The sequence below is a fragment of the Bradyrhizobium sp. 62B genome (genome assembly GCF_030272265.2).
In the GTDB taxonomy this organism is placed as follows: Bacteria; Pseudomonadota; Alphaproteobacteria; order Rhizobiales; family Xanthobacteraceae; genus Bradyrhizobium.
This window is the reverse complement of sequence record NZ_CP092841.2, coordinates 3,654,685-3,676,213: the sequence shown is the minus strand read 5'-3', so window position 1 is coordinate 3,676,213 and position 21,529 is coordinate 3,654,685. Positions and strand designations below refer to the sequence as shown.

Genomic DNA, 21,529 nt, shown 5'->3' with positions numbered 1-21,529 from the left:
TTTGTCGCCGCTGACGTGCCACAGTCGTCGTGCGCGACTACATCTGTCAAGCTAAAGTAGAATGATTGCGCATTCGCACAACCAAGTCACACATTTGCATCGGGAAACCCTCGCCATGCCATTCCTGCGCACTTCATTGCTCAGTGCTGAGCCCGCGGGTGTATTGGAGTCGATCGACGAGCTCTTTGCGCTAGGTCATGCAATGGAGCAGGAAGCGGCCAAAAAATACGATTCCCTTGCCCAAGAGATGCGCGGGCAGGGCAAGGATGATCTGGCGGAAGTGTTCACGCGGCTCGCCGCCGCCGAGCGCGAGCACGTGGACAGTGTGACGCAGTGGTCGCAATCGCGCCGAGGCAAGAACCCGGATCCCGCCTTGGTGCGCTGGGAGGCGCCGGAAACACTCGCCCCGGAAGCTGCAGCCGAGATGAAGACATCGCGGCTGATGACGCCGTACCGCGCACTCGCCATGGCGGTCCGCAACGAGGAGCGGGCCTTCGCCTTCTGGTCATATCTGGCAGCCTACTCGCATGATCCCGAGGTCAAGAAGGCATCCGAGGCGATGGCCCGGGAGGAACTGGGCCATGTCGCCACCCTGCGCAAGGAGAGACGTCGCGCCTATCACCACGAGCACGACCGCAGCGGTGCCGAGGCATCGTCAGCGCCGGTGCGGCAAATTGATGCGCGAGAACTCGAGCTGCGCCTGGTCGCGCAGCTCGCCGAGATGGAACAAAGCCTGAGCGGACCAGAGGCGATCCGCATCCGGGACATCCGCCAACAGGCCATCGGGATGGCCGACGCCGCCACCGGCCTCGGGAGCTTTCCAGCGTCGATGGAGAATAAAGGCCCATTGGAGATCGCCGAGGCGCTCGTCGATGGTTATCTCGAAGGCGCCGAGCGGTCGAACGACGCTGCCGATCTCGAACGTTTGCAGCAGCTCGCCGAACGCGCGATCTCGCGACTGGCCTGGCTGCGATCACTCGCGATGAATTAAAGGCAGCCTGCCGCTTACGGCGGGTTTCGCTGCGCCGTCTAGGCGGCAGCGTTCCGGCCCAAATTCCACCCGCGTCCATCTTCGCCGAAAATCTGGTAGCCGCTATTCGTCACAGCAACCGTATCCTCAAGCTTGATGAAGCCGCGCTTTGGATGCTTCATCGTGGTCTCGATTGAGATCACCATGCCGGCTTCGAGAGGGCGGCGGGCGTCGCTGTCGTCATAGGGAACCGGACCCGTTGCGGTCAGGCGAGGGGCCTCATGGCTGACGAGGCCCATACCGTGGGCGAGGAAATCCGTGCAGTCGCGTTGGGTGATCTGCGCAAGCTGGCGCTCGGCCGCAACATAGATGTCGCCGCCCATCGCGCCTGGCCTGACAGCAGCAAAGGCGGCTTGCTGGACCGCCTCGATCTCGGCCAGATAGTCCTTCAACTCGGCATCCGGCTCGCCCAGGACCGCCATGCGCGCGACGTCGCCGATATAGCCGAGGTAATTGCCACCCGAATCCAGCGACAACACCTCGCCTTGCCCCCAGCGCTGCGATGACGGCGCCCGATTATGGCTGCTGCCGCAGGCAAGCAGACAATACTCGAAGGTCAGGCCGCGGTTGACTTCGGCAAGGCGCAACGCATCCGACAATTGCTGTTTGGTCGTACCCCGACCGTGACCGCAGATCACTGCCAACATGGATGCAATGACGAGCTCGGACGCCGTCTTCAACTTCGCCAATTCCTCCCCCGATTTGACTGCCCGCAGCCGCTCCAGGACCAACACTGCGTCCCCGAGCTCGGCGCCGGGCAGGGCGTCGGCCAGCGCCTTTCCTGCATCCATCGGCATAAACGGCATCTCCACCCCGACCCGCTTCCAGGGCACGCCCGCCTGACGGATCAGCTCTGAGGCGCGCTGGACGGCGTCCATCGAACCATTCGATTCGGTCCGGACCAGCGGCACCCAAGGCGGCGCGACAGTGCGCTGGTGGGTTTCCAGCCGATGCCCGACATAGATCGACTTCTCCGGAGCGCCCTTGGCATAGACCAGCACTGGCAGATAGCGGCTGACGCCCAAGGCATCCATGTAGTCGAAGAAGATCGCCCGTTCGGCCCCCAGCAGGTATTGCACGTTGTGCTTGGACGTCGCGATCAGGACGTCGAGGCCTGCCGCCTCCATGAGACGGTCGAGCTTGGCGGTATCGAACGGAATGGCGCGCGAGGCGGCACGAGCAACAGCTTCCTGCATGACGGACCTCCGGGTCGCCGCTGATCTGATCTGTCCTGGATGTCTGCGACCTCGGAGTTAACTGCCGGATGGTCCGTTAGCTCCTGATGTGGCTGGAAGGAGGGATGCTGGAGACCCAGGCAGCCGGCCGATCGATTCATTCTACGCCCAATCTGTAATTCGCATAAGGTATATTATGGAATATATTTATACACAATCAGATCAGATATTTAGGCGTATTTCCTGCCATGGCGCCTTCGCTTTTCCGCTGGTTTATCGCACCGCGCCTCGCGCCTCGTCCCGGTCGTCGGCGGCTACTGTGCATGGGGTTGTTTTCCAGATTTTGAATCGGCCCGAATGCCTCCGAAAGCCGATATTGCCGTGACCTTGTCCGGCTGCAATAAGCGAGGCTTCCGCGAGATCGCAGATGACCTTCTGACCTGACGTCCGTATAGGTTTGCATCTCAGAACAACAACAAACTTTCCGAGGAAGCAGACCCATGGTCTTTTCGACGCGCTTTTCCCGACGCACGCTTCTCAAGGCCTCCGCCGCGACCGCGGTCCTGGGCGGCCTCGGCGCGCCCCATGTGGCCCTCGCCCAGAGCGCCGAGTTCACCTACAAATACGCCAATAACCTGCCCGACACCCATCCGCTGAACGTCCGCGCCAAGGAGATGGCGGCGGCGATCAAGAGCGAGACCAACGGCAAGTTCGACCTCCAGATCTTCCCGAACAACCAGCTCGGGTCCGACACCGACATGCTGAGCCAGATCCGCTCCGGCGGCGTCGAGTTCTTCACGCTGTCCGGTCTGATCCTGTCGACCCTGGTGCCGGCCGCGTCCATCAACGGCATCGGCTTCGCGTTCCCGGACTACGACACGGTCTGGAAGGCCATGGACGGCGACCTCGGCGCCCATGTCCGCGGCGAGATCAAGAAGGCCGGCCTCGAGGTCATGGACAAGATCTGGGACAACGGCTTCCGCCAGACCACGTCGTCGAGCAAGCCCATCACCGGTCCCGACGACCTCAAGGGTTTCAAGATCCGCGTGCCGGTGTCGCCGCTGTGGACCTCGATGTTCAAGGCGTTCGACGCGGCGCCCGCCTCGATCAATTTCAGCGAAGTGTATTCGGCGCTGCAGACCAAGATCGTCGAAGGCCAGGAGAACCCGCTGGCGATCATCTCGACCGCCAAGCTCTACGAGGTCCAGAAATACTGCTCGCTGACCAACCACATGTGGGACGGCTTCTGGTTCCTGGCGAACCGCAGAGCCTGGGAAAAGCTGCCGCAGGACGTGCGCACCATCGTTGCCAAGAACATCAACGCCGCCGCGGTCAAGGAGCGTGAGGATACCGCCAAGCTCAATGCCAATTTGCAGCAGGAGCTCGCGGGCAAAGGCCTGACCTTCAACCAGCCCGCCGTGGCGCCGTTCCGCGACAAGCTGCGCACCGCCGGCTTCTATGCCGAGTGGAAGAGCAAGTATGGCGATCAGGCCTGGGACCTCCTGGAGAAGGCCGTCGGCAAGCTGTCGTAACGCGTTGGGGCCATCATGGCTCATGTCGAGGTCGAGGTGACCGCAGTGGTGGGCGAGGCGGCGTTGCAGTCCCCTCGCCGACCTTCGTTGCTGACTTCGGTCGAGCGCGCGCTCGGTCTCCTCGTCGAAATCCCGGCGGCGATCCTGGTCGTCGCCGAGATCGTGATCCTGTTTGCCGGCGTGGTCGCGCGCTACGGCCTGCACCGGCCGCTGATCTGGTCGGACGAGCTCGCCTCGATCCTGTTCCTCTGGCTCGCCATGCTGGGCGCGGCGGTTGCGTTCCGCCGCTCCGAGCACATGCGCATGACCGCGGTCGTCGCCAGCGCGCGGCCAGCCATGCGGGCCTATCTCGATCTGGTCGCAACCTGTGCGGCCCTGGCGTTCCTGGCCCTGATCGTCTGGCCCGCCTGCGACTACGCCTATGAGGAAAGCTACATCACGACGCCGGCGCTGCAGATCTCCAACATGTGGCGCGCCGCCGCGCTGCCGGCCGGCATCGGCTTGATGGCGGCCTTTGCCTTGCTGCGGCTGATGCGCGCCGCCGATTGGCGGATGGTCGCGACGGCCGTCGCCACCGTTGCCGTCGTGATCGGCCTGTTCTGGCTGGCGGAACCGTCGCTGCGGCCGCTCGGCAATCTCAACCTCGTCATCTTCTTCGTCGGCGTCGCCGGCTTCTGCGTCTTCGCCGGCGTTCCCATTGCGTTCGGCTTTGGCCTTGCGATCTTCGGCTATCTCGCACTGACCACGCGCACGCCTGTCATGGTGCTGGTCGGGCGGATGGACGAGGGCATGAGCCACCTCATCCTGCTCTCGGTGCCGCTGTTCGTCTTCCTCGGGCTGCTGATCGAGATGACCGGCATGGCGCGCGCCATGGTGGCGTTCCTGGCGAGCCTGCTCGGCCATGTCCGCGGCGGCCTGCATTACGTGCTGGTCGGCGCCATGTACCTGGTCTCGGGCATATCAGGCGCCAAGGCCGCGGACATGGCGGCCGTCGCGCCCGTGCTGTTTCCGGAGATGAAGCAGCGCGGCGCCAAGCCCGGCGATCTCGTCGCGCTGCTGGCGGCGACCGGCGCCCAGACCGAGACGATTCCGCCGAGCCTCGTGCTGATCACGATCGGCTCGGTCACCGGCGTGTCGATCGCCGCCCTGTTCACCGGCGGTCTTCTGCCCGGCGTCGTGCTCGCGTTCACGCTTTGCATGCTGGTATGGTGGCGCTACCGCCACGAGGACATGAGCCATGTCCGCCGCGCCACGGGTGGCGAGATCGGCAAGACCTTCATCGTCGCCCTGCCCGCGCTCGCGCTACCCTTCGTGATCCGCTACGCCGTGGTCGAGGGCATCGCCACCGCGACCGAGGTTTCCACCATCGGCATCGTCTATGGCGCGATCGTCGGCCTCCTCGTCTATCGCCGCTTCGACTGGCGGCGGCTGCTTCCGATGCTGGTCGAGACGGCCGCGCTGTCGGGCGCCATCCTGCTGATCATCGGCACGGCGACCGGCATGGCCTGGGGGTTGACCCAATCCGGCTTCTCGCGCTCGCTGGCTGCGGCCATGACCGGATTGCCCGGGGGATCCGCGACCTTCATCGCCGTCTCGATCCTGGCCTTCACCATTCTCGGCAGCGTGCTGGAAGGCATCCCGGCGATCGTGCTGTTCGGACCGCTGCTGTTTCCGATCGCCCGCGCTGTCGGGGTGCACGAGGTGCACTACGCCATGGTGATCATCCTCGCCATGGGCATCGGACTATTCGCGCCGCCCTTCGGCGTCGGCTATTATGCCGCCTGCGCCATCGGACGCGTCGATCCGGCAGAGGGTATCCGGCCGATCTGGGGTTATCTGCTGGCGCTGCTGGTGGGATTGATCATCGTCGCGATCTTCCCCTGGATCTCGATCGGATTCCTTTGAGACGTTTGACGGAGGGTGTCGATGAGTGAGCGGCAGAACCAGTACAATATCGGCCTCGACAAGACGCCCGCCAACTACGTGCCGCTGAGCCCCCTAAGCTTCCTCGCGCGCAGCGCCGCCGTCTATCCCGATCATGTCAGCACGGTCTATGAGGGCCGCAGCTTCACGTGGGCGCAGACCTATGAGCGCTGCAGGCGCTTTGCGTCCTGGCTTGCGCGCAAGGGCATCGGCGTCGGCGACACCGTAGCAGCGATGCTGCCGAACATCCCGGCGATGAACGAGGCGCATTTCGCGGTGCCCATGACCGGCGCCGTGCTCAACGCGCTCAACATCCGCCTCGATGCGCCATCGATCGCGTTTCAGCTCGACCATGGCGGCGCGAAAATCATCCTGGTCGATCCCGAGTTTTCGGGTGTGATCACCGACGCGCTGGCGCAGATGACAGGCCCCAGGCCGTTCGTGGTCGACGTCGACGACGCATCGTTCAAGGGCGGCAGCCGCATCGGTGAGATCGAGTATGAGGCGGCGGTCGCGGAAGGCGATCCCGCTTTCACGGCGATCCCGCCGAGCGATGAATGGGACGCGATCGCGCTGAGCTACACCTCGGGCACCACGGGCAATCCCAAGGGTGTCGTCACCCATCATCGAGGCGCGTATCTCAACGCCGTCAGCAACATCCTCGCCGGCAATCTCGGCCAGCATCCGGTCTATCTCTGGACGCTGCCGATGTTCCACTGCAACGGCTGGTGCTTCCCCTGGACCATCGCGGCCGCGGCCGGCATCAATGTCTGCCTGCGCAAGGTCGAGCCGACCAGGATCTTCGAGCTGATCAAGCGCCACGGCGTCACCCACATGTGTGGTGCGCCGATCGTCTACAACACGCTGATCAACGCGCCGGACGCGCCCAAAGGCAATGCGGCCCGCCGCGTCGTCGGCCTGATCGCCGGCGCCGCGCCGCCGGTCGCGGTGCTGGAAGGCGCCGAGAGCATCGGCATCAAGCTGACACACGTCTATGGCCTGACCGAGGTCTACGGCCCCGCCTCCGTCTGCGCCGAGCAGCCCGGCTGGGACGAGCTTCCGCCCGCCGAGCGCGCGCGCATGAAGCGCCGGCAGGGCGTACCCTACCCGCTCGAGGAAGGCGTCACCGTCATCAACCCGCAGACCATGCAGGAGGTGCCGCGCGACGGCGAGACCATCGGCGAGGTCATGTTCCGCGGCAACATCGTGATGAAGGGCTATCTCAAGAACGAGAAGGCGACCAAGGAAGCGTTCGAGGGCGGCTGGTTTCACACCGGCGATCTCGGCGTGCTCGACGAGCATGGCTACGTCATCATCAAGGATCGTTCCAAGGACATCATCATCTCCGGCGGCGAGAACATCTCCTCCGTCGAGGTCGAGGACATTCTCTACAAGCACCCGGCCGTGCTGTTCGCCGCCGTGGTCGCAAAGCCCGATCCGAAATGGGGCGAAGTGCCCTGCGCCTTCGTCGAGCTGAAGGACGGCGCCAACGCCAGCGAAGCCGACATCATCGCGTTCTGCCGCTCGCACATGAGTGGTTTCAAGACGCCGAAGGCCGTCGTGTTCGGACCGATCCCGAAGACGTCCACGGGCAAGATCCAGAAATTCCTGCTGCGCAACGAAGTGGGATCCGCGAAGGCGATTACGGCCTGAGGTCGTTCGGTCGTAGAAACATTTGGAAACATAAGCCGCGTGTTCGCGGCAAGCATGCGTCGTCCGACATCGATTGTGCGGCTTCGACGACATCGCGACACGCCAGGAAAAGATTGGAAAGCGTTAGAGACGCATTTACGATTCCACTTCACCGGATTCGCTGATTCCAGATGATTCGCCGTGCGGGCTGCGCGGCTGGCGACCGGCGCGGTTGGGGCGCTTCATGCGGTTGGTGTCGTGAGCACGGACGTGCGTGTGCGTCTGGCGCTGCTGCTATCGGCGGCCTGGCTGCTGCTGCCGGACGCGGCCGCTGCGCAAGCCACGCGCGAGTTCGGCGCATTCGCGGGCACGCAAGGGTTTGGCCCCGGCAGTCCGAATGCCCCAGCAGGGTTCAACAGTTTCTCGGTCGGAGCATTTGGCGGACCGCAGCCGGCAGGTTTCCCGGGAGCTTCGTTCGGCAATGGCAGCGGAGGCGGCGTGCAGTCGGCCTATGGCTGGAATGCCGAACCGCCCGGACTTGCCAGCGCGGCACGCTTCGACATGCGGCAGGCCTTCGGCGGCCGCGCCGATCGCGTCCCGCAGGCCGAGACGGCACAGGCGACATTTCTTGCGATGACGCAGTTCACGCAGACCCTGCTCGATCCTGCCATCGACGGGCGCGACATCGGGCCCGCCGAGGTCGATGCGGAGCTCACGGCCTACGCCGATATCGGAAACGAGCGGACGCATGGCGGCATCGGCCGCGAGGCCTCTGGGGCGCTCTACGGCAAGCCCTCGCTCGCGGCCCCGCAATGGCGTGTCTGGGCTGCCGGCTTTGGCGGTTCGCAGATGTCGACCGGCGGCAACGGATCGGCCACTCGGAGTTTTGGCACGGTGGCCGGCGCGGATTATTCGCTCTCGCCGCAGACGCGGATCGGCTTTGCCCTCGCCGGCGGCGGCACCGGCTTTGCCAGCAATTTCTCGAGCGGTCGCTCCGACCTGTTCCAGGCCGGCGGCTTCGTCAGGCACTCGGCTGGGTCGACCTATGTCACGACCGCGCTCGCTTACGGCTGGCAGGCCATCACCGGCGACTATCAGGTCACGCCGGCCGGCACCGACCAGCTCAACACGGCGGTCAACGCCCATGCCTATTCCGGCCGCCTCGAAGGCGGTTATCGTTTGGCCACGCGCTGGCTTGGCATCACGCCCTATGCGGCTGCGCAGATCACCAATTTCCGCCTGCCCTCCGACACGCCGCAGCCCGCCTCCGTGGCCGACAGATTCCCGACGACCGCCGGCGGCAACAGCTTCACCGACAGCCGCACCGAGCTCGGTCTGCGCGTGAGCACCTCCGTTGCGCTGTTCGGCAGCCTGATTGGCCTGCGCGGACGGCTCGCCTGGGCCCATGATTTCAGCGCGGGACAGTCGATTCCAGCGGCGTTCCAGTCGTTGCCGGGCCAGCGGCTTGTCGCGGGCGGCGTGTCATTGGCGCCCAACGCAGCGCTGGCAGGCGTTGCGGTCGAGCTACGCGATTTGAACGGCTGGTCTGCCGTTGCGAACTTCGACAGCGAAGTGTCGGACCTGGTGCGCTCTTACACCGGCAGGGCCACGCTGCGTTACGCCTGGTGACCCTGCCCTGCGATCAAGTGACCGATGTCCGCCGGTGCCGGAACATGCCGGACGAAAAGCGGCTCGTCCTCACATCTTCTTGTAGGCGTCGACGATGGCCTGACCGTCGGCGCCGGCCTTCTTGAGCCAGTCGGCCGTGAGCTGTTCGCCGATCTTCTGGAAGCCGGCCTTGAGCGCCGGGCTCGGCGGCTCGACGTTCATGCCTTTCGCCTTGAGCTGGTCGAGGTACCAGGTGCTCTTGTCCTGCCAGGCCTTCCAGCCGCGGGTTTCCGCCGTTGCCGCCGCCTTGAGGATGGCCTCCTGGGTCGGCTTGTCGAGCGCGTCGAACGCGGCCTTGTTGACGAAGGTGTAGTCCTTGGGGATCCAGGCCTGCACGTCGTAGAAATACTTCAGCGACTCCCAGGCCTTCGCGTCGTAGCCGGTGCCGCCCGACGACATGAAGGAATTCACGACGCCGGTCGCAAGCGCCTGCGGCAGTTCGGCGGCCTGGATCGTGACCGATTGCGCCCCGACCAGCTCGCCGATGCGCGCCGTCCCGACGTTATAGGCCCGCCATTTCAGGCCCTTCATGTCATCGATGGAGGCGAGCGGCTTGTTGACATAGACGCCTTGCGGCGCCCACGGCACTACGAACAGCAGCTTGAGACCCTGCGCATCGAGCTTCTTGGCGATCGCGGGCTTGGATGCCTGATACAGCTTCATCGCGTCCGGGAAGCTGGTCGCGAGGAACGGCACGACGTCGACGCCGAACAGCGGATCCTCGTTCTCGTGGATCGAGAGCAGCACCTCGCCCATCTGCGCCTGCCCGGTCACCACCGCGCGCTTGATGTCGGGTGCCTTGAACAGCGAGGCGCCGGGATGAACCGTGATCTGAAGTCTTCCGGACGTGGCGGCTTCCACGTCCTTGGCGAAGGCGACCAGGTTTTCGGAGTGCGGATTATCCGCAGGATACGCGGCCGGCAGATTCCATTTGGTTTGGGCCAAAGCGGGCGTTGCGGCCAGCATGGCGCCGGCAATCAGACCTGCGCGAACTAAACGAGACTTCATCGGACTTCTCCTCACGGTCGAATTGAAAGCGTGGCGTGATCAATCTGGAAAGGCAAGCTTCGGCAGGAACATCACGATCTGCGGATACTCGGTGATGATGAATACGGCGGCCAGCAGCAGCACGAAGAACGGAAACGCCGCCCGCGCGACCGTCAACGTATCGCGACCGCTCATGTTCTGCAGCACGAAGAGATTGAACCCGACGGGCGGCGTGATCTGCGCCATCTCGACATGGATGATGAGATAGACGCCGAACCAGACCAGATCGAGCCCGGCCTGCTTGACCATCGGCAGCACGATGACGGCAGTGAGGACGATCATCGAGATGCCGTCGATCAGGCATCCGAGGATGATGTACATGATGCTTAGATACAGCGCGAGCATGCCGGGCGTCAGCTCCTGCCCCTGTACCCAGGTGGCGAGCGCCGCGGGGATGCCGGTATAGGCCATCGCCGCAGTGGTGTAGGCCGCGCCGGCCAGGATCAGCATGATCATGCACGTCAAGCGCGTTGCGCTCATGATGCTCTCAAACAGGGTCTTGCGCGTCAGCGTGCCGCTCCACCACGCCAGCAGCAAAGCGCCCGACACACCCCATGCAGCGCATTCCGTCGCCGTCGCGAAGCCCAGCACGAGTGACAGAAAGACCCCGAGGATCAGCAGCAGACACGGTGCGAGCTTGGCGGATTGCCGCAGCTTCTCCCGGAACGGCATCGGCGGGTCGCGCGGCGGGATCTTCGTCGGGTTCAGCAGCGACCAGATGATGATGTAGCCCGAATAGAGCACGATCACGAGCAGGCCCGGCAGGAAGCCGCCGAGGAAGACCTGAAGCACCGAGACGTTGGCCGTGACGGCATAGACGACCATCGGAATTGATGGCGGAATCAGCAGGCCGAGGGTGCCGGAGCCCGCCAGCGAGCCCAGGCTCAGGCCCTTGTCATAGCCGCGCTTGTCGAGTTCGGGCAGCGCGATCTTGCCGATCGTTGCGCAGGTCGCGGCCGACGAGCCCGAGACCGCCGCGAAGATTCCGCAGCCGATCACATTGACATGGGTCAGGCGCCCGGGCAGCCACTGAACCCAGGGCGACAGGCCACGGAACATCTCTTCTGACAATTTGGTGCGGAAGAGGATCTCACCCATCCAGATGAACAGCGGCAGCGCGGCCAGTGTCCACGACGAGCTGGCGCTCCAGGTGGTGGTCGCGAGCACGGCGCCGAGTGGCAGGCTGGTGGTCAGCGCCATCGCGACGAAGCCGACGAGCCCGAGCGAGACGGCGATCCAGACGCCGCTTCCCAGCAGCAGGATCATGACGCCGAGCAGGACGAATGACAGCTCGATCATGCCGAGATTGGCCATGGTCAACCTCCGCCGCCTTGCGAGATGCGTTCGACGAATTCTTCCGGCGTCTCGTCCGGCGAGCCCCTCTCGTAGGTCGGCCGGTTACCGCCGATGACATTGACCATCTCGTCGATCAGCGCGATCGACAGGATCGCAAGACCGCCGGCAAAACCGAGCTGCGGAATCCAGAGCGGAAGCGCGACGACGCCCTGCGCCACATCGTTGAAGCGCCAGGAATCGTACGTCATCTGCACGGCATAGCGGGTGAAATAGAGGACGAAAGCGGTCGCGATCCCGAGCGCCACGATCTCCGCGATCCACTTGGTCCGCCCGCGCAGCCGTTCGAGCAGAAGGCCGACACGGATCATCTCTCCGCGCTTGAAGGTATGCGCAAGGCCGAGGAAAGCCAGCGCGGCCATGCACCAGGAGGCGAAATCATCACCTGCGGGGATGTTGATCGCAAATTGGCGCCCGACCGACATGATCATCATGATTGCAAAGATCGCAACCAGGAAGACGCCGGCGGCGTAGCCTGCCCCGAGATAAAGGAGGTCGAGCGCGCGGCGCACTGGTCCCCCGGCCTTTACGTCGTTCCCTGCCACACCATCCCCATCATCGCACGAGGCGATTCAGCCGGCCCGGCGATCGCATGTCGCTCGCCGCCGATCCGCCTCAATATCGCCCCTGGCCAACCGCCTGTCTTTCAGACGTTAGATCAACATGATGCAGCCGGTGCAAGCAAGGACTATGCCTGCTCGCAGCGGAATTTCTACCGCAGGTTCAATGCGTCTCCAGCCGCAGCCCGTCAAAGGCGGGCACGACGCCCGCAGGCAACGATTGCCGGATCACCTCGTAGTCGACGTCGGCCGTCATGTTGGTGATGACCGCGCGCTTCGGTTTGAACCGCTCGATCCAGGACAGCGCGTCGTTGATGCTGAAATGGCTGACATGGCTGGTGTAGCGCAGGCCGTCGACGATCCAGAGGTCGAGGTTTTCCAGGGCGCCCCAGCTCTCGCGCGGGATGTCGTTGAGATCGGGTGTGTAGGCGGCATCCCCGATCCGATAGCCCAGCGCGGGAATGGCGCCATGCTGCACCAGGAAGGCCGTCATCGTCACGGCGCCTCCCTTCCCCAGGATGGTCTGGCTTTCGCCCGCCTCGATCGAATGCCGCGTCAGGATCGGCGGGTAGTCGCTGCCCTCCGGCGAAATGAAGCAGTAGGAGAAGCGCGCCAGGATATCCTTGGCCGTCGACTGGTTGAGATAGGTCGGGATCCGCCGGCGCATGTGCATCACGACCGGGCGCAGATCGTCCATGCCGTGGGTCTGATCGGCGTGCTCATGCGTCAGGAACACCGCGTCGATGTGATCGACATTGGTCGAGAGCAATTGCTCGCGCAGGTCCGGCGAGGTGTCGATCAGGATGCGCGTGGTGCCATGCTCGGAGATCCGTTCGACCAGCAGCGAGCAGCGCCGGCGGCGGTTTTTGGGATTGTCGGGATCGCAGGCGCCCCAGCCGAGCGCCGGACGCGGCACGCCGGCAGAGGAGCCGCAGCCCAGGATCGTCAGCGTCAGCGTCATGCGGTTTCCAGTTTCAAGCCTTCACCTTCGAGAACAGGCGGAAGAAGTTTTCGCTGGTCTGGCGCGAGATCTCGTCGAACGACACCCCGCGCGTCTCTGCCAGCACCTTTGCGACCTCCACCACATAGGCAGGCTCGTTGCGTTTGCCGCGGAACTTGCCTGGCGCAAGATAGGGCGAGTCCGTTTCGACCAGGATACGATCGGCCGCCAGTTCGGCCGCGAGCGCGCGCAACGCTTCCGACTTCTTGAAGGTCAGGATGCCCGTGAAACCGATATAGAGCCCGAGCGACACCGCCTTCAGCGCCAGCTCGCGCCCGCCTGTGTAACAATGCAGCACGGCGCGAAACGATCCGCGTCCCGCCTCCTCTTCCAGGATACGGGCGCAGTCCTCGTCGGCTTCGCGGGTGTGGATCACGAGCGGCAGGCCGGTGGCGCGGGCCGCGGCGATGTGGGCGCGAAAGCCCCTCGCCTGCGCCTCCGGCGAGCCGTTGTCGTAGAAATAGTCGAGCCCGGCCTCGCCGAGCGCGACGACCTTGGGATGCTCCGTGAGCGCGATCAGCTCCTCCGGTGCGATGCCGTCCTCCTCGTCCGCGTTGTGCGGGTGAGTGCCGACCGAGCAGTAGACGTCGTCATAGCGCTCCGCGATCGCGAGCAGGCCCTCCAGCTTTCGCACCCGCGTCGAGATCGTGACCATGCGCCCGATGCCGGCCGCGCGTGCCCGCGACACGATCCCGTCGAGATCTTCCGCAAAGTCCGGAAAATCCAGATGGCAGTGGCTGTCGACCAGCATCGCGAGCGCCTTCAGGCCGCCGGCTCGATGTAGCGCGGGAACGCCGGCGTCGGCGCCGGCAGCGTCGAGCCCGGCGCGATCCGCTTGGCCCCGCCGAGCATGGCAAAGCTGCGCTCGCCCTCGGGGATACCAAGAGAGTCGAGCAGCTTGTTGGACGCGACGGGCATCGCGGGCTGAGCCAGGATCGCAATCTGGCGCACGACTTCAGCGGTGACGTAGAGCACTGTCTTCTGCCTGGCCGGATCGGTCTTGGCGAGCGCCCACGGCGCCTCGCCCGCGAAATAACGGTTCGCCTCCGCGACCACGGCCCAGACGGCGTTGAGCCAATGATGGATCTGCTGCGTCGCCATCGCCTCACGTGACGCCGCGATCATGCCGTCGGCCATCGCCAGGATCGCCTTGTCGCTGTCGCTGAATTCGCCGGGCTCGGGCAACACACCGCCGAGCTGCTTGGCGATCATCGACAGCGAGCGTTGCGCGAGGTTACCGAGATCATTGGCGAGGTCGGCATTGATGCGCGCGACGATGGCCTCGTGGTTGTAATTGCCATCCTGCCCGAACGGCACTTCGCGCAGGAAGAAATAGCGCATCTGGTCGACGCCGTACTGGTCGGCAAGGTTGAAGGGATCGACGACGTTGCCGACCGACTTCGACATCTTCTCGCCCCTGTTGAACAGGAAGCCGTGGGCATAGACCCGCTTCGGCAGCGGAATCCCGGCCGACAGCAGGAAAGCCGGCCAATACACCGCGTGGAAACGGATGATGTCCTTGCCGATGATGTGCACGTCGGCCGGCCAATAGCGCCAGTTCTTGTCGCTCTCGTCGGGGAAGCCGACGCCGGTGATGTAGTTGGTCAGCGCATCGACCCAGACATACATCACATGGTCTTCGTCGCCGGGCACCTTCACGCCCCAGTCGAACGTGGTGCGCGAGATCGAGAGGTCGCGCAGGCCACCCTTTACGAAGCTCACCACCTCGTTGCGGCGCGAGTCCGGGCCGATGAAATCGGGGTGATCCGCGTACAGCTCGAGCAGCTTGTCCTGGTACGCCGACAGGCGGAAGAAATAGCTCTTCTCCTCCACCCATTCGACCGGCGTGCCCTGCGGTCCGAGCCGCACGCCGTCGTCATTCAGGCGCGTCTCGTCCTCGGCGTAATAGGCCTCATCGCGCACCGAATACCAGCCGGCATAGGTGTCGGCATAGATGTCGCCATTCGCCTCCATGCGCCGCCAGATCTCCTGGCTGGAGCGATGATGCTGCTCTTCGGTGGTGCGGATGAAGCGATCGAACGATACGTTCAGACGCTCGTCCATCTCCTTGAAGCGGCCGGCATTGCGGGTTGCGAGGGCTGCTGCGGACATGCCCTCGCCGGCCGCCGTCTGCACCATCTTCTGGCCGTGCTCGTCGGTGCCGGTCAGGAAGAACACGTCCTTGCCGTCGAGCCGCGCAAAGCGCGCCAGCACGTCGGTCGCGATCGCCTCGTAGGCGTGACCGATATGCGGGCTGCCGTTGGGATAGGCGATCGCGGTCGTGACGTAGAAGACGTTGTCGCGCGCGGGGGCGGCAACGGGCGCGGCAGGCTTCGGTGCAGCTACGGGCGCTGAGGCTTGCGGAGCCGCCGCGGGCTTCGGCGCGCGCGGCGCCTTCCGCTTGGCAGCCTTCGGCGGTGCGACGACGGGCGCCGGCGCTGCGATCGCAGCGGGCGGCGTCACTCTGGCCTTCTCGGCCACTTTCCTTGCCGGAGTCTTGGTCGGCTTCTTGGCTGGTTTCTTGGCTGGTTTCTTGGTTGGCGTTTTGACCGCTTTCTTAACCGCCTTCGAGGCGACGGCCTGCTTCTTCGCGGACTTCTTGCCTGCCTTCTTTGACGCCTTGGCGGCGCTCTTCTTCACGCCCTTCCTGGCGGCAGCCTTCTTCGGCTTCGCGGCCTTCTTGACGGCCTTGGCAGCTTTGCGCGCACGCGCCTTCACCGCCGTCTTTGCGGCCTTCTTCGCAGCCCTCTTGCGGCTCTTGCCTTTAGCTGTTTTCTTAGCTCGCGTTGCCACGACGAATTCCTTTACCGGCTTCTCAAAATTGGAAACGAGCCTGCGTCAGGCCGTTGTTTGCACATGATCCCGTCGGAAAACCGCTGCGCACCTTTCCGGATCATGCTTTAGCGCGTTGCGTCCGCCAGCCAGCCGAACACCGAGAAAACCAAGGGCTTGCGCTCCAGATTGTAGGTTTCGGTGTCGCGCGCGGCGCGGACGATCTTTTCCCATACCTCAGCTAGCCGCGCAAGGCGCGGCAGGTTCTGGTTGGCATTGGCCTCGTCCGCGTGCAGGCGTTCCGCGATCCAGCGATCGATGCCGTCGATGAAGGCGGCGAGCGCGACGCGGTCGCTGCTGCCGAGCGAATCGCCGAGCGTGTGCAATTCGCGCGGATCGACTTGCGGCAGGCGCGCCAGCAGTGCGGCCGTGCGTTGCTGAAGCTTCAGCGCGTCGCCGCCGAGCAGCGTCAGGGCCCGTGCAACGCTGCCCTCGGAGGCCTCCGCCGCCTCGCGCAGCGCGGGGTCTTTCGGATCGAGCTCGGCGGCCGAAGCCGCGGCGCTGATCACGTCGTCCGTCGCGAGCGGCCGCAGGCGCAGCTTGCGGCAACGCGACTGGATGGTGGCGAGCACGCGCGCGGGCGCGTGGCTCACCAGCAGGAACAGCGATTGCTGCGGCGGCTCCTCGAGAATCTTCAGAAGCGCGTTGGCGGCGTTCGGATTGAGTTCGTCGACGGTGTCGACGATGCAGACGCGCCAGCCTTCGGCCGCCGCGGTCGAGCCGAAGAAACCGATCGTCTCGCGCGTCTCGTCCACGGTGATCACGGTGCGCATCACGCCGCGGTCGTTGGCGGTACGCTCCAGCGTCAAGAGGCCGCCATGCGAACTCGCCGCGACCTGGCGCGCCACGGCGTCATCAGGATCGATCGCAAGGTCTTCGGCCCGCTGCACGGCATTTGCGAGCGGCTGGCCGTGGGCGAGCACGAAGCGCGCCATGCGATAGGCCAGCGTCGCCTTGCCGATCCCTTGCGGCCCGCCGATCAGCCAGGCATGCGGGATCCGCCCACTGCGATAGGCCGTCAGCAGTGCCGTCTCGGCCTCGCGATGGCCGAACAGACGGCTGGTCTCGCGCGGATGCGGAATGGCGCTTTCGCGCTCGGTCGGACGCCGGCTCATGCGGAAACCACCGAGGCCGGTGTGGGCAGGAGACGATCGCGCAGCGCCGCCCAAACCCGGGCCGCGACCGTGTCAGGGTCGGAATTGGCGTCGATCAGCACGCAGCGCGCTGGGTCCTGCGCGGCGATCTTGCGATAAGCCTCGCGCAGGCCCTGGTGGAAGCTGAGCTTCTCGCCCTCGAACCTGTCGGGCGTGCCGTTGCCGCGGCGCGCGGCGGCGCGCTGCAGGCCGATCTCGACCGGCAAATCGAGGATGATGGTGAGATCCGGCTTGAGATCGCCGATCGTGACCCGCTGCATCGCGTTGATCAGTCCTTCGGGCACGCGGCCGAGGCTGCCCTGATAGGCCCGCGTCGAATCCGCGAAACGGTCGCACAGCACCCAGGTGCCCTGGTTCAGCGCAGGCAGGATCACGGTACGGACATGGTCATCGCGCGCGGCGGCGAACAGCAGCGTCTCCGCCTCGGGACCGAGCAGCCTGCCCATGCCCGACAGCACCAGATGACGCATGATCTCGGCGCCCGGCGAGCCGCCCGGCTCACGGGTGACGCGGATGCGGAGCTTGGCGGCCTTGAGGCGGTCGGCAAGCTTCTTGATCTGGGTCGACTTGCCGGTGCCCTCGCCGCCTTCAAAGGTGATGAAGCGTCCGCGTCCGGACGGCCGCTGTCCCGCGCTCTCACTCATGATCAGAGCTTCTCGGCGCCTGCGCGGAACATGCCGATCACGAGCTCGCTGGCGCCGTCGATCGCGCGTCGCACGGTCGAGCCGGTACCGATCGCTTCGGCCGCGTAGACCGGCGTCTCCACCGCGATGTTGCCGCTGCGCCAGACCCTGACCACGCCGACCTGCTGGCCGGCCTCGACCGGCGCTCGTACCGGACCGCTATAGACGACGCGCGCGATCAGCTTGTCGCTGCCGTTCTTGTGCACCATCACCTTCACCGGCGTCTTGGCGACGAGCTTGACCGAGCGGCTCTCGCCGCCGAACACCTTGGCGTAACCGACAGCCTGGTCGGCCGCGATCAGCGTGCGCGTCTCGAAATTGCGAAAACCCCATTCCAGCATCTTCTTGGCTTCCGTGGCGCGATCCTCGGGGTCTTCCAGCCCGTTGACGACGACGATCAGCCGCGTGCCGTTCTGCACGGCCGAGCCAACCATGCCGTAGCCGCCTTCCTTGGTGTAGCCGGTCTTGAGGCCGTCGGCGCCTTCCATCGAATTGAGCAGCGGATTGCGGTTGGGCTGGCGGATCTTGTTCCAGGTGTACTCCTTCTCGCCGAACAGTTTGTAGAACTCCGGGAAGTCCAGGATGATGTGCCGGGCGAGGATGCCGAGCTCGCGGACGGTCATCTTGTTGGCGGGGTCGGGCAGCCCGTTCGAATTGCCGAAGGTCGACCTGGTCATGCCGAGCTCGCGGGCGCGCTTGGTCATGAAGTCGGCCGCGAAGATCTTCTCGTTGCCGGCCATGGCCTCGGCGAGCGCGATGCAGGCGTCGTTGCCGCTCTGGATGATCGCGCCGTGCAGGAGGTCGTCGACCGAGACCTTGCTGTTGATGGCGGCGAACATGGTCGAGCCGCCCGAGGGCGCACCGCCCCGCCGCCACGCGTTCTCGCTGATGCGGTACTCGTCGGTCAGCTTGATGTCGCCCTTCTTGATGGCGTTGAAGACGACCTCTGCCGTCATCAGCTTCATCATGCTGGAAGGCGCGCGCAGTTCGTCGGCGTTCTTCTCGAACAGCACGCTGCCCGAGGAGGCTTCGATCAGGATCGCGGTCGGAGCATCGCCGTCGAAGCCGGCATCTTCCGTTTTCTTGGCGCCCTGGATGCTCTGGTTGGCGGCCAGAAGCGCCCCGCTCCAGCCGATGCCGACAACCAGAACCGCAGCGACCAGCCCGCGCGCCAGCGTTCCGGCGGTGAGCCGGTTGCGACAAAGCGAAGGAAGACGAAATGCCATGGCGAAGCCCTGAGAGAGGCGTTCTAACAGTTGGAACAGATGCGAACAACACGCGGTTCGATACCTGTCCCCGAGATTGCACGATTCTCGCCGCGCCCCTATCGTGGCGTCTTATGTTTTTCGACCAAACCCCTGAAACAAGGCGGAAAAGCGATGTCATCCACCCGCGTGATCAAGGCCAACGGCATCGATCTCTTCATCCGCGAAGCCGGCCAGGGTCCACTGGTCGTGCTGTGCCATGGCTGGCCGGAGCTGTCCTATTCCTGGCGCCACCAGATCTCCGCTCTCGCCGCGGCCGGGTTTCACGTCGTCGCCCCCGACATGCGCGGCTACGGCCAGAGCGCGGCGCCGCCTGACGCTGCCGCCTATTCGATCTTCGACACGGTCGGCGACGTGGTCGGCCTGGTGCAGGCGCTGGGCGAGAGCAAGGCGATGGTGGTCGGCCACGATTGGGGCGCCCCGGTCGCCTGGCATGCGGCGCTGTTCCGGCCCGACATCTTCACGGCGGTCGCTGGCCTGAGCGTGCCGCCGCCGTTCCGCGGCCGCGGCAAGCCGCTCGACCTGCTGCGGCAGGGGGGCGTCACCAATTTCTACTGGCAGTATTTCCAGGCCCCTGGTGTCGCCGAGGCCGAGCTGGAGCGCGACGTCGCCCGCACCATGCGCATCGTGCTCGGGGGACGAGGCCTTGCCGACCCCACCGCCGCCATGTTCGTGCAGGAGGGCAAGGGCTTTCTCAGCCACGCGACGACAGAGGAACCACTGCCCGACTGGCTCAGCGAGGCTGATCTCGCCTACTTCACCGAAAGCTTCCGCAAGTCCGGCTTTCGCGGCGGGCTGAACTGGTACCGCAACATCGACCGCAATTGGGAGCTGACGGCGCCCTGGCAGGACGCGCAGATCCGTCAGCCCTCGCTGTTCATCGCCGGCTCCAAGGACGCCGTCATCACCGGCCTGATCGGCGCCAAGCGCGTCAACGAGCTCGAGCGCGTCCTGCCCAACCTGAAGCAAAAGCTGATCATCGAGGGTGCCGGCCATTGGATCCAGCAGGAACGGCCCGACGAGGTGAACGCGGCGCTGGTAGCGTTCCTGAAGGCCGGCGCGGCCTAGTAGAGCCCGCGGCCGCTCAGGATGCTGCGAGCCTCGGCGGCGCCGTCGGTCGACGAAGCAGCGCGCTCCGGCGCGTAACGGCCGTCCTCGTCATAGGACACCGCGCGGGCGTTCTGCACCGCCCGGCCCCGGCTACGGCTCGAGGCCGACATTTCCGAGGTCGCATTGAGCGAGGCCATGTCGGCCGAGGTGTTGCCGAGATTATAGGGCCGCCCCTCCGGCATCGGCACGTCGCCGCGAATGGCGCCGCGGCTCGATCCCGGCAATTCCGGCACGAACGGCTTTGCCGAAGCGACCCTGACCATCGAGGGCGACGGCGCCGGAACGCCGGTGCGCAGGGTCGCCAGGAGCTGGCGGTCGTCGGAGCCTTCCAACGGCGCCCGGCCGACATATTCGACGCGGACCTTGGCGACACCATTTCCTTTGAATTCAAGGAGTTCGGCGGCCTTGTTCGAGACGTCGATGAGGCGGTTGCCGTGATAGGGTCCGCGGTCATTGACGCGGACGATCAGCGACTTGCCGTTCGAGACGTTGGTCACCCGCGCGTAGGACGGCATTGGCAGGGTCGGATGCGCCGCGGTCAGCGACGTCATGTCGAACACCTCGCCATTGGCGGTCAGGCGACCGTGGAAATCATCGCCATACCATGACGCCATGCCCTCGGCGCGATAATTGACGTCCTCCTCCGGCACGTAGGTCCTGCCTGCCACGACATAGGGCTTGCCGACGCGGTAGGTGCCGCCGCCCTTCGGGACCGGCTCCCCGAACGCCACAACCCGGGGGCTCGATGACACGCCGTATTTGGGATCGACGCGGCTGGCGAATTTGTTGGAGGAGGCGCAATTGGCAAGCGCAACGCAGGCCGCGACCGCCGCAACACCGCGCGCGGCCCGCAAAACCGAATCTGACCGTCGGATCCCCATTCGCCCCAAATACCACTTTGCCGGAGACGAACCCAACCCCGCTTTGGCTACGGGGAGCGCCGTCCGGTCATCTGATCCAAGGCGGCCCACCACCGTCTCGGAAGCGGTAACGATAACGCAACCCGAACGCGGCGGAAATGGGGAGGCCTCAGCGATCCCGCCGGGATGGTAAACGAGACGTTCGCATTTTTCCGTTGTTCTACGGAGCGATGGCGCCCGCGCTGTCTCAGGGCTGGACATTCTGTTGCGCCAAATCCTCACTCCACCCCCATTGTCGCTGCCTTCACTGGAATTCTTTTGACTGTGCAAGGCCGCACGCGTTCTCTCGGATGCAAGGGCGGGATTTGGAATTTAACGATGATCGAGACGGTTTCGGCACTGATGGGTCTGGTAAGCGCGGGGATCTTCCTGGCCCATGCGTTTGAAGGCTACCGCACGCGGGCCTGAGGGCACTCGCGCGGGAGACAAGCATCACCTCTTTCAAGACGGCATGTTCGGACAATTTTAATCGATCCGACCGAGCATCGAAGACGAGAGCGGCAGGTGTCCCATGCGCAACCATGACCTGGTATCTGACGGCTTCCTGGCATTGACCGCCGGCGGTTTGGTCCTGCTGTGCTCGAGCCTCGTGGCCCTGGCCTTCGCCTGAGCCCCTCCTCTCCTCGGCATTTTCCATCCGCGGCA

The 21,529-nt window shown here is 65.0% G+C and carries 17 protein-coding genes; 6 read left to right on the top strand and 11 right to left on the bottom strand.

Annotated features, from left to right (window positions below):
- The first annotated feature begins 115 nt into the window (after nucleotides 1-115).
- Complete coding sequence (locus ML401_RS17245; RefSeq protein WP_259210060.1) at nucleotides 116-991, top strand: ferritin family protein; 876 nt, start codon at nucleotides 116-118, stop codon at nucleotides 989-991.
- 38 nt (nucleotides 992-1,029) lie between these two features.
- On the opposite strand, the gene ML401_RS17240 is transcribed toward ML401_RS17245, so the two are convergent.
- Nucleotides 1,030-2,226, bottom strand: coding sequence for a Xaa-Pro peptidase family protein (locus ML401_RS17240; RefSeq protein ID WP_285812546.1), 1,197 nt, complete (start codon nucleotides 2,224-2,226; stop codon nucleotides 1,030-1,032).
- A 479-nt stretch (nucleotides 2,227-2,705) separates the two neighbouring features.
- On the opposite strand from ML401_RS17240, the gene ML401_RS17235 reads away from it, so the two are divergent.
- The 4 genes from ML401_RS17235 to ML401_RS17220 all read left to right on the top strand — a co-directional run bounded on the left by ML401_RS17235 (nucleotide 2,706) and on the right by ML401_RS17220 (nucleotide 8,921).
- Nucleotides 2,706-3,737 (top strand): TRAP transporter substrate-binding protein, encoded by a 1,032-nt coding sequence (locus tag ML401_RS17235; protein ID WP_285812545.1) that lies wholly within the window; start codon nucleotides 2,706-2,708, stop codon nucleotides 3,735-3,737.
- Nucleotides 3,738-3,752: 15 nt separating this feature from the next.
- Nucleotides 3,753-5,642, top strand: a complete 1,890-nt coding sequence (locus ML401_RS17230; protein WP_285812544.1) for a TRAP transporter large permease subunit — start codon at nucleotides 3,753-3,755, stop codon at nucleotides 5,640-5,642.
- Nucleotides 5,643-5,663: 21 nt separating this feature from the next.
- On the top strand, nucleotides 5,664-7,313 hold the full coding sequence (locus ML401_RS17225) for an acyl-CoA synthetase (protein ID WP_285812543.1): 1,650 nt from the start codon (nucleotides 5,664-5,666) through the stop codon (nucleotides 7,311-7,313).
- A 249-nt stretch (nucleotides 7,314-7,562) separates the two neighbouring features.
- A complete protein-coding gene (locus ML401_RS17220; RefSeq protein WP_285812542.1) occupies nucleotides 7,563-8,921 on the top strand; it encodes an autotransporter outer membrane beta-barrel domain-containing protein in 1,359 nt (452 codons plus the stop codon).
- Between the two features lie 69 nt (nucleotides 8,922-8,990).
- On the opposite strand, the gene ML401_RS17215 is transcribed toward ML401_RS17220, so the two are convergent.
- The 9 genes from ML401_RS17215 to ML401_RS17175 all read right to left on the bottom strand — a co-directional run bounded on the left by ML401_RS17215 (nucleotide 8,991) and on the right by ML401_RS17175 (nucleotide 18,815).
- Entirely contained in the window at nucleotides 8,991-9,968 is a 978-nt protein-coding gene (locus ML401_RS17215) for a TRAP transporter substrate-binding protein (RefSeq protein WP_285812541.1), read from the bottom strand.
- A gap of 39 nt (nucleotides 9,969-10,007) precedes the next feature.
- A complete protein-coding gene (locus ML401_RS17210) occupies nucleotides 10,008-11,321 on the bottom strand; it encodes a TRAP transporter large permease (RefSeq protein WP_211417051.1) in 1,314 nt (437 codons plus the stop codon).
- A 2-nt stretch (nucleotides 11,322-11,323) separates the two neighbouring features.
- The gene (locus ML401_RS17205; protein ID WP_194402075.1) at nucleotides 11,324-11,905 is read right to left on the bottom strand and encodes a TRAP transporter small permease; all 582 of its coding nucleotides are present in this window, start codon (nucleotides 11,903-11,905) and stop codon (nucleotides 11,324-11,326) included.
- A 178-nt stretch (nucleotides 11,906-12,083) separates the two neighbouring features.
- Nucleotides 12,084-12,881, bottom strand: coding sequence for an MBL fold metallo-hydrolase (locus ML401_RS17200; protein ID WP_194402074.1), 798 nt, complete (start codon nucleotides 12,879-12,881; stop codon nucleotides 12,084-12,086).
- Between the two features lie 13 nt (nucleotides 12,882-12,894).
- Nucleotides 12,895-13,671 carry a TatD family hydrolase gene (locus tag ML401_RS17195; RefSeq protein ID WP_285812540.1) on the bottom strand — a complete coding sequence of 259 codons (777 nt, stop codon included), beginning with the start codon at nucleotides 13,669-13,671 and terminating at the stop codon, nucleotides 12,895-12,897.
- Nucleotides 13,672-13,682: 11 nt separating this feature from the next.
- Nucleotides 13,683-15,713, bottom strand: coding sequence for a methionine--tRNA ligase (gene metG, locus ML401_RS17190; RefSeq protein ID WP_285812539.1), 2,031 nt, complete (start codon nucleotides 15,711-15,713; stop codon nucleotides 13,683-13,685).
- Between the two features lie 107 nt (nucleotides 15,714-15,820).
- Nucleotides 15,821-16,867 (bottom strand): DNA polymerase III subunit delta', encoded by a 1,047-nt coding sequence (locus ML401_RS17185; protein WP_212066573.1) that lies wholly within the window; start codon nucleotides 16,865-16,867, stop codon nucleotides 15,821-15,823.
- A complete protein-coding gene (gene tmk / locus ML401_RS17180; protein WP_194402070.1) occupies nucleotides 16,864-17,550 on the bottom strand; it encodes a dTMP kinase in 687 nt (228 codons plus the stop codon). The genes ML401_RS17185 and tmk overlap by 4 nt, the downstream gene beginning before the upstream one ends.
- A gap of 2 nt (nucleotides 17,551-17,552) precedes the next feature.
- Complete coding sequence (locus ML401_RS17175; protein WP_285812538.1) at nucleotides 17,553-18,815, bottom strand: D-alanyl-D-alanine carboxypeptidase family protein; 1,263 nt, start codon at nucleotides 18,813-18,815, stop codon at nucleotides 17,553-17,555.
- 153 nt (nucleotides 18,816-18,968) lie between these two features.
- On the opposite strand from ML401_RS17175, the gene ML401_RS17170 reads away from it, so the two are divergent.
- Nucleotides 18,969-19,922: an alpha/beta fold hydrolase gene (locus ML401_RS17170; protein ID WP_285812537.1), complete on the top strand. Its 954-nt coding sequence runs from the start codon at nucleotides 18,969-18,971 to the stop codon at nucleotides 19,920-19,922.
- Here the strand turns inward: ML401_RS17170 and ML401_RS17165 are convergent.
- Complete coding sequence (locus ML401_RS17165; protein WP_211417045.1) at nucleotides 19,919-20,845, bottom strand: septal ring lytic transglycosylase RlpA family protein; 927 nt, start codon at nucleotides 20,843-20,845, stop codon at nucleotides 19,919-19,921. The two genes, ML401_RS17170 and ML401_RS17165, sit on opposite strands and share 4 nt — an antisense overlap.
- Between the last annotated feature and the right edge of the window lie 684 nt (nucleotides 20,846-21,529).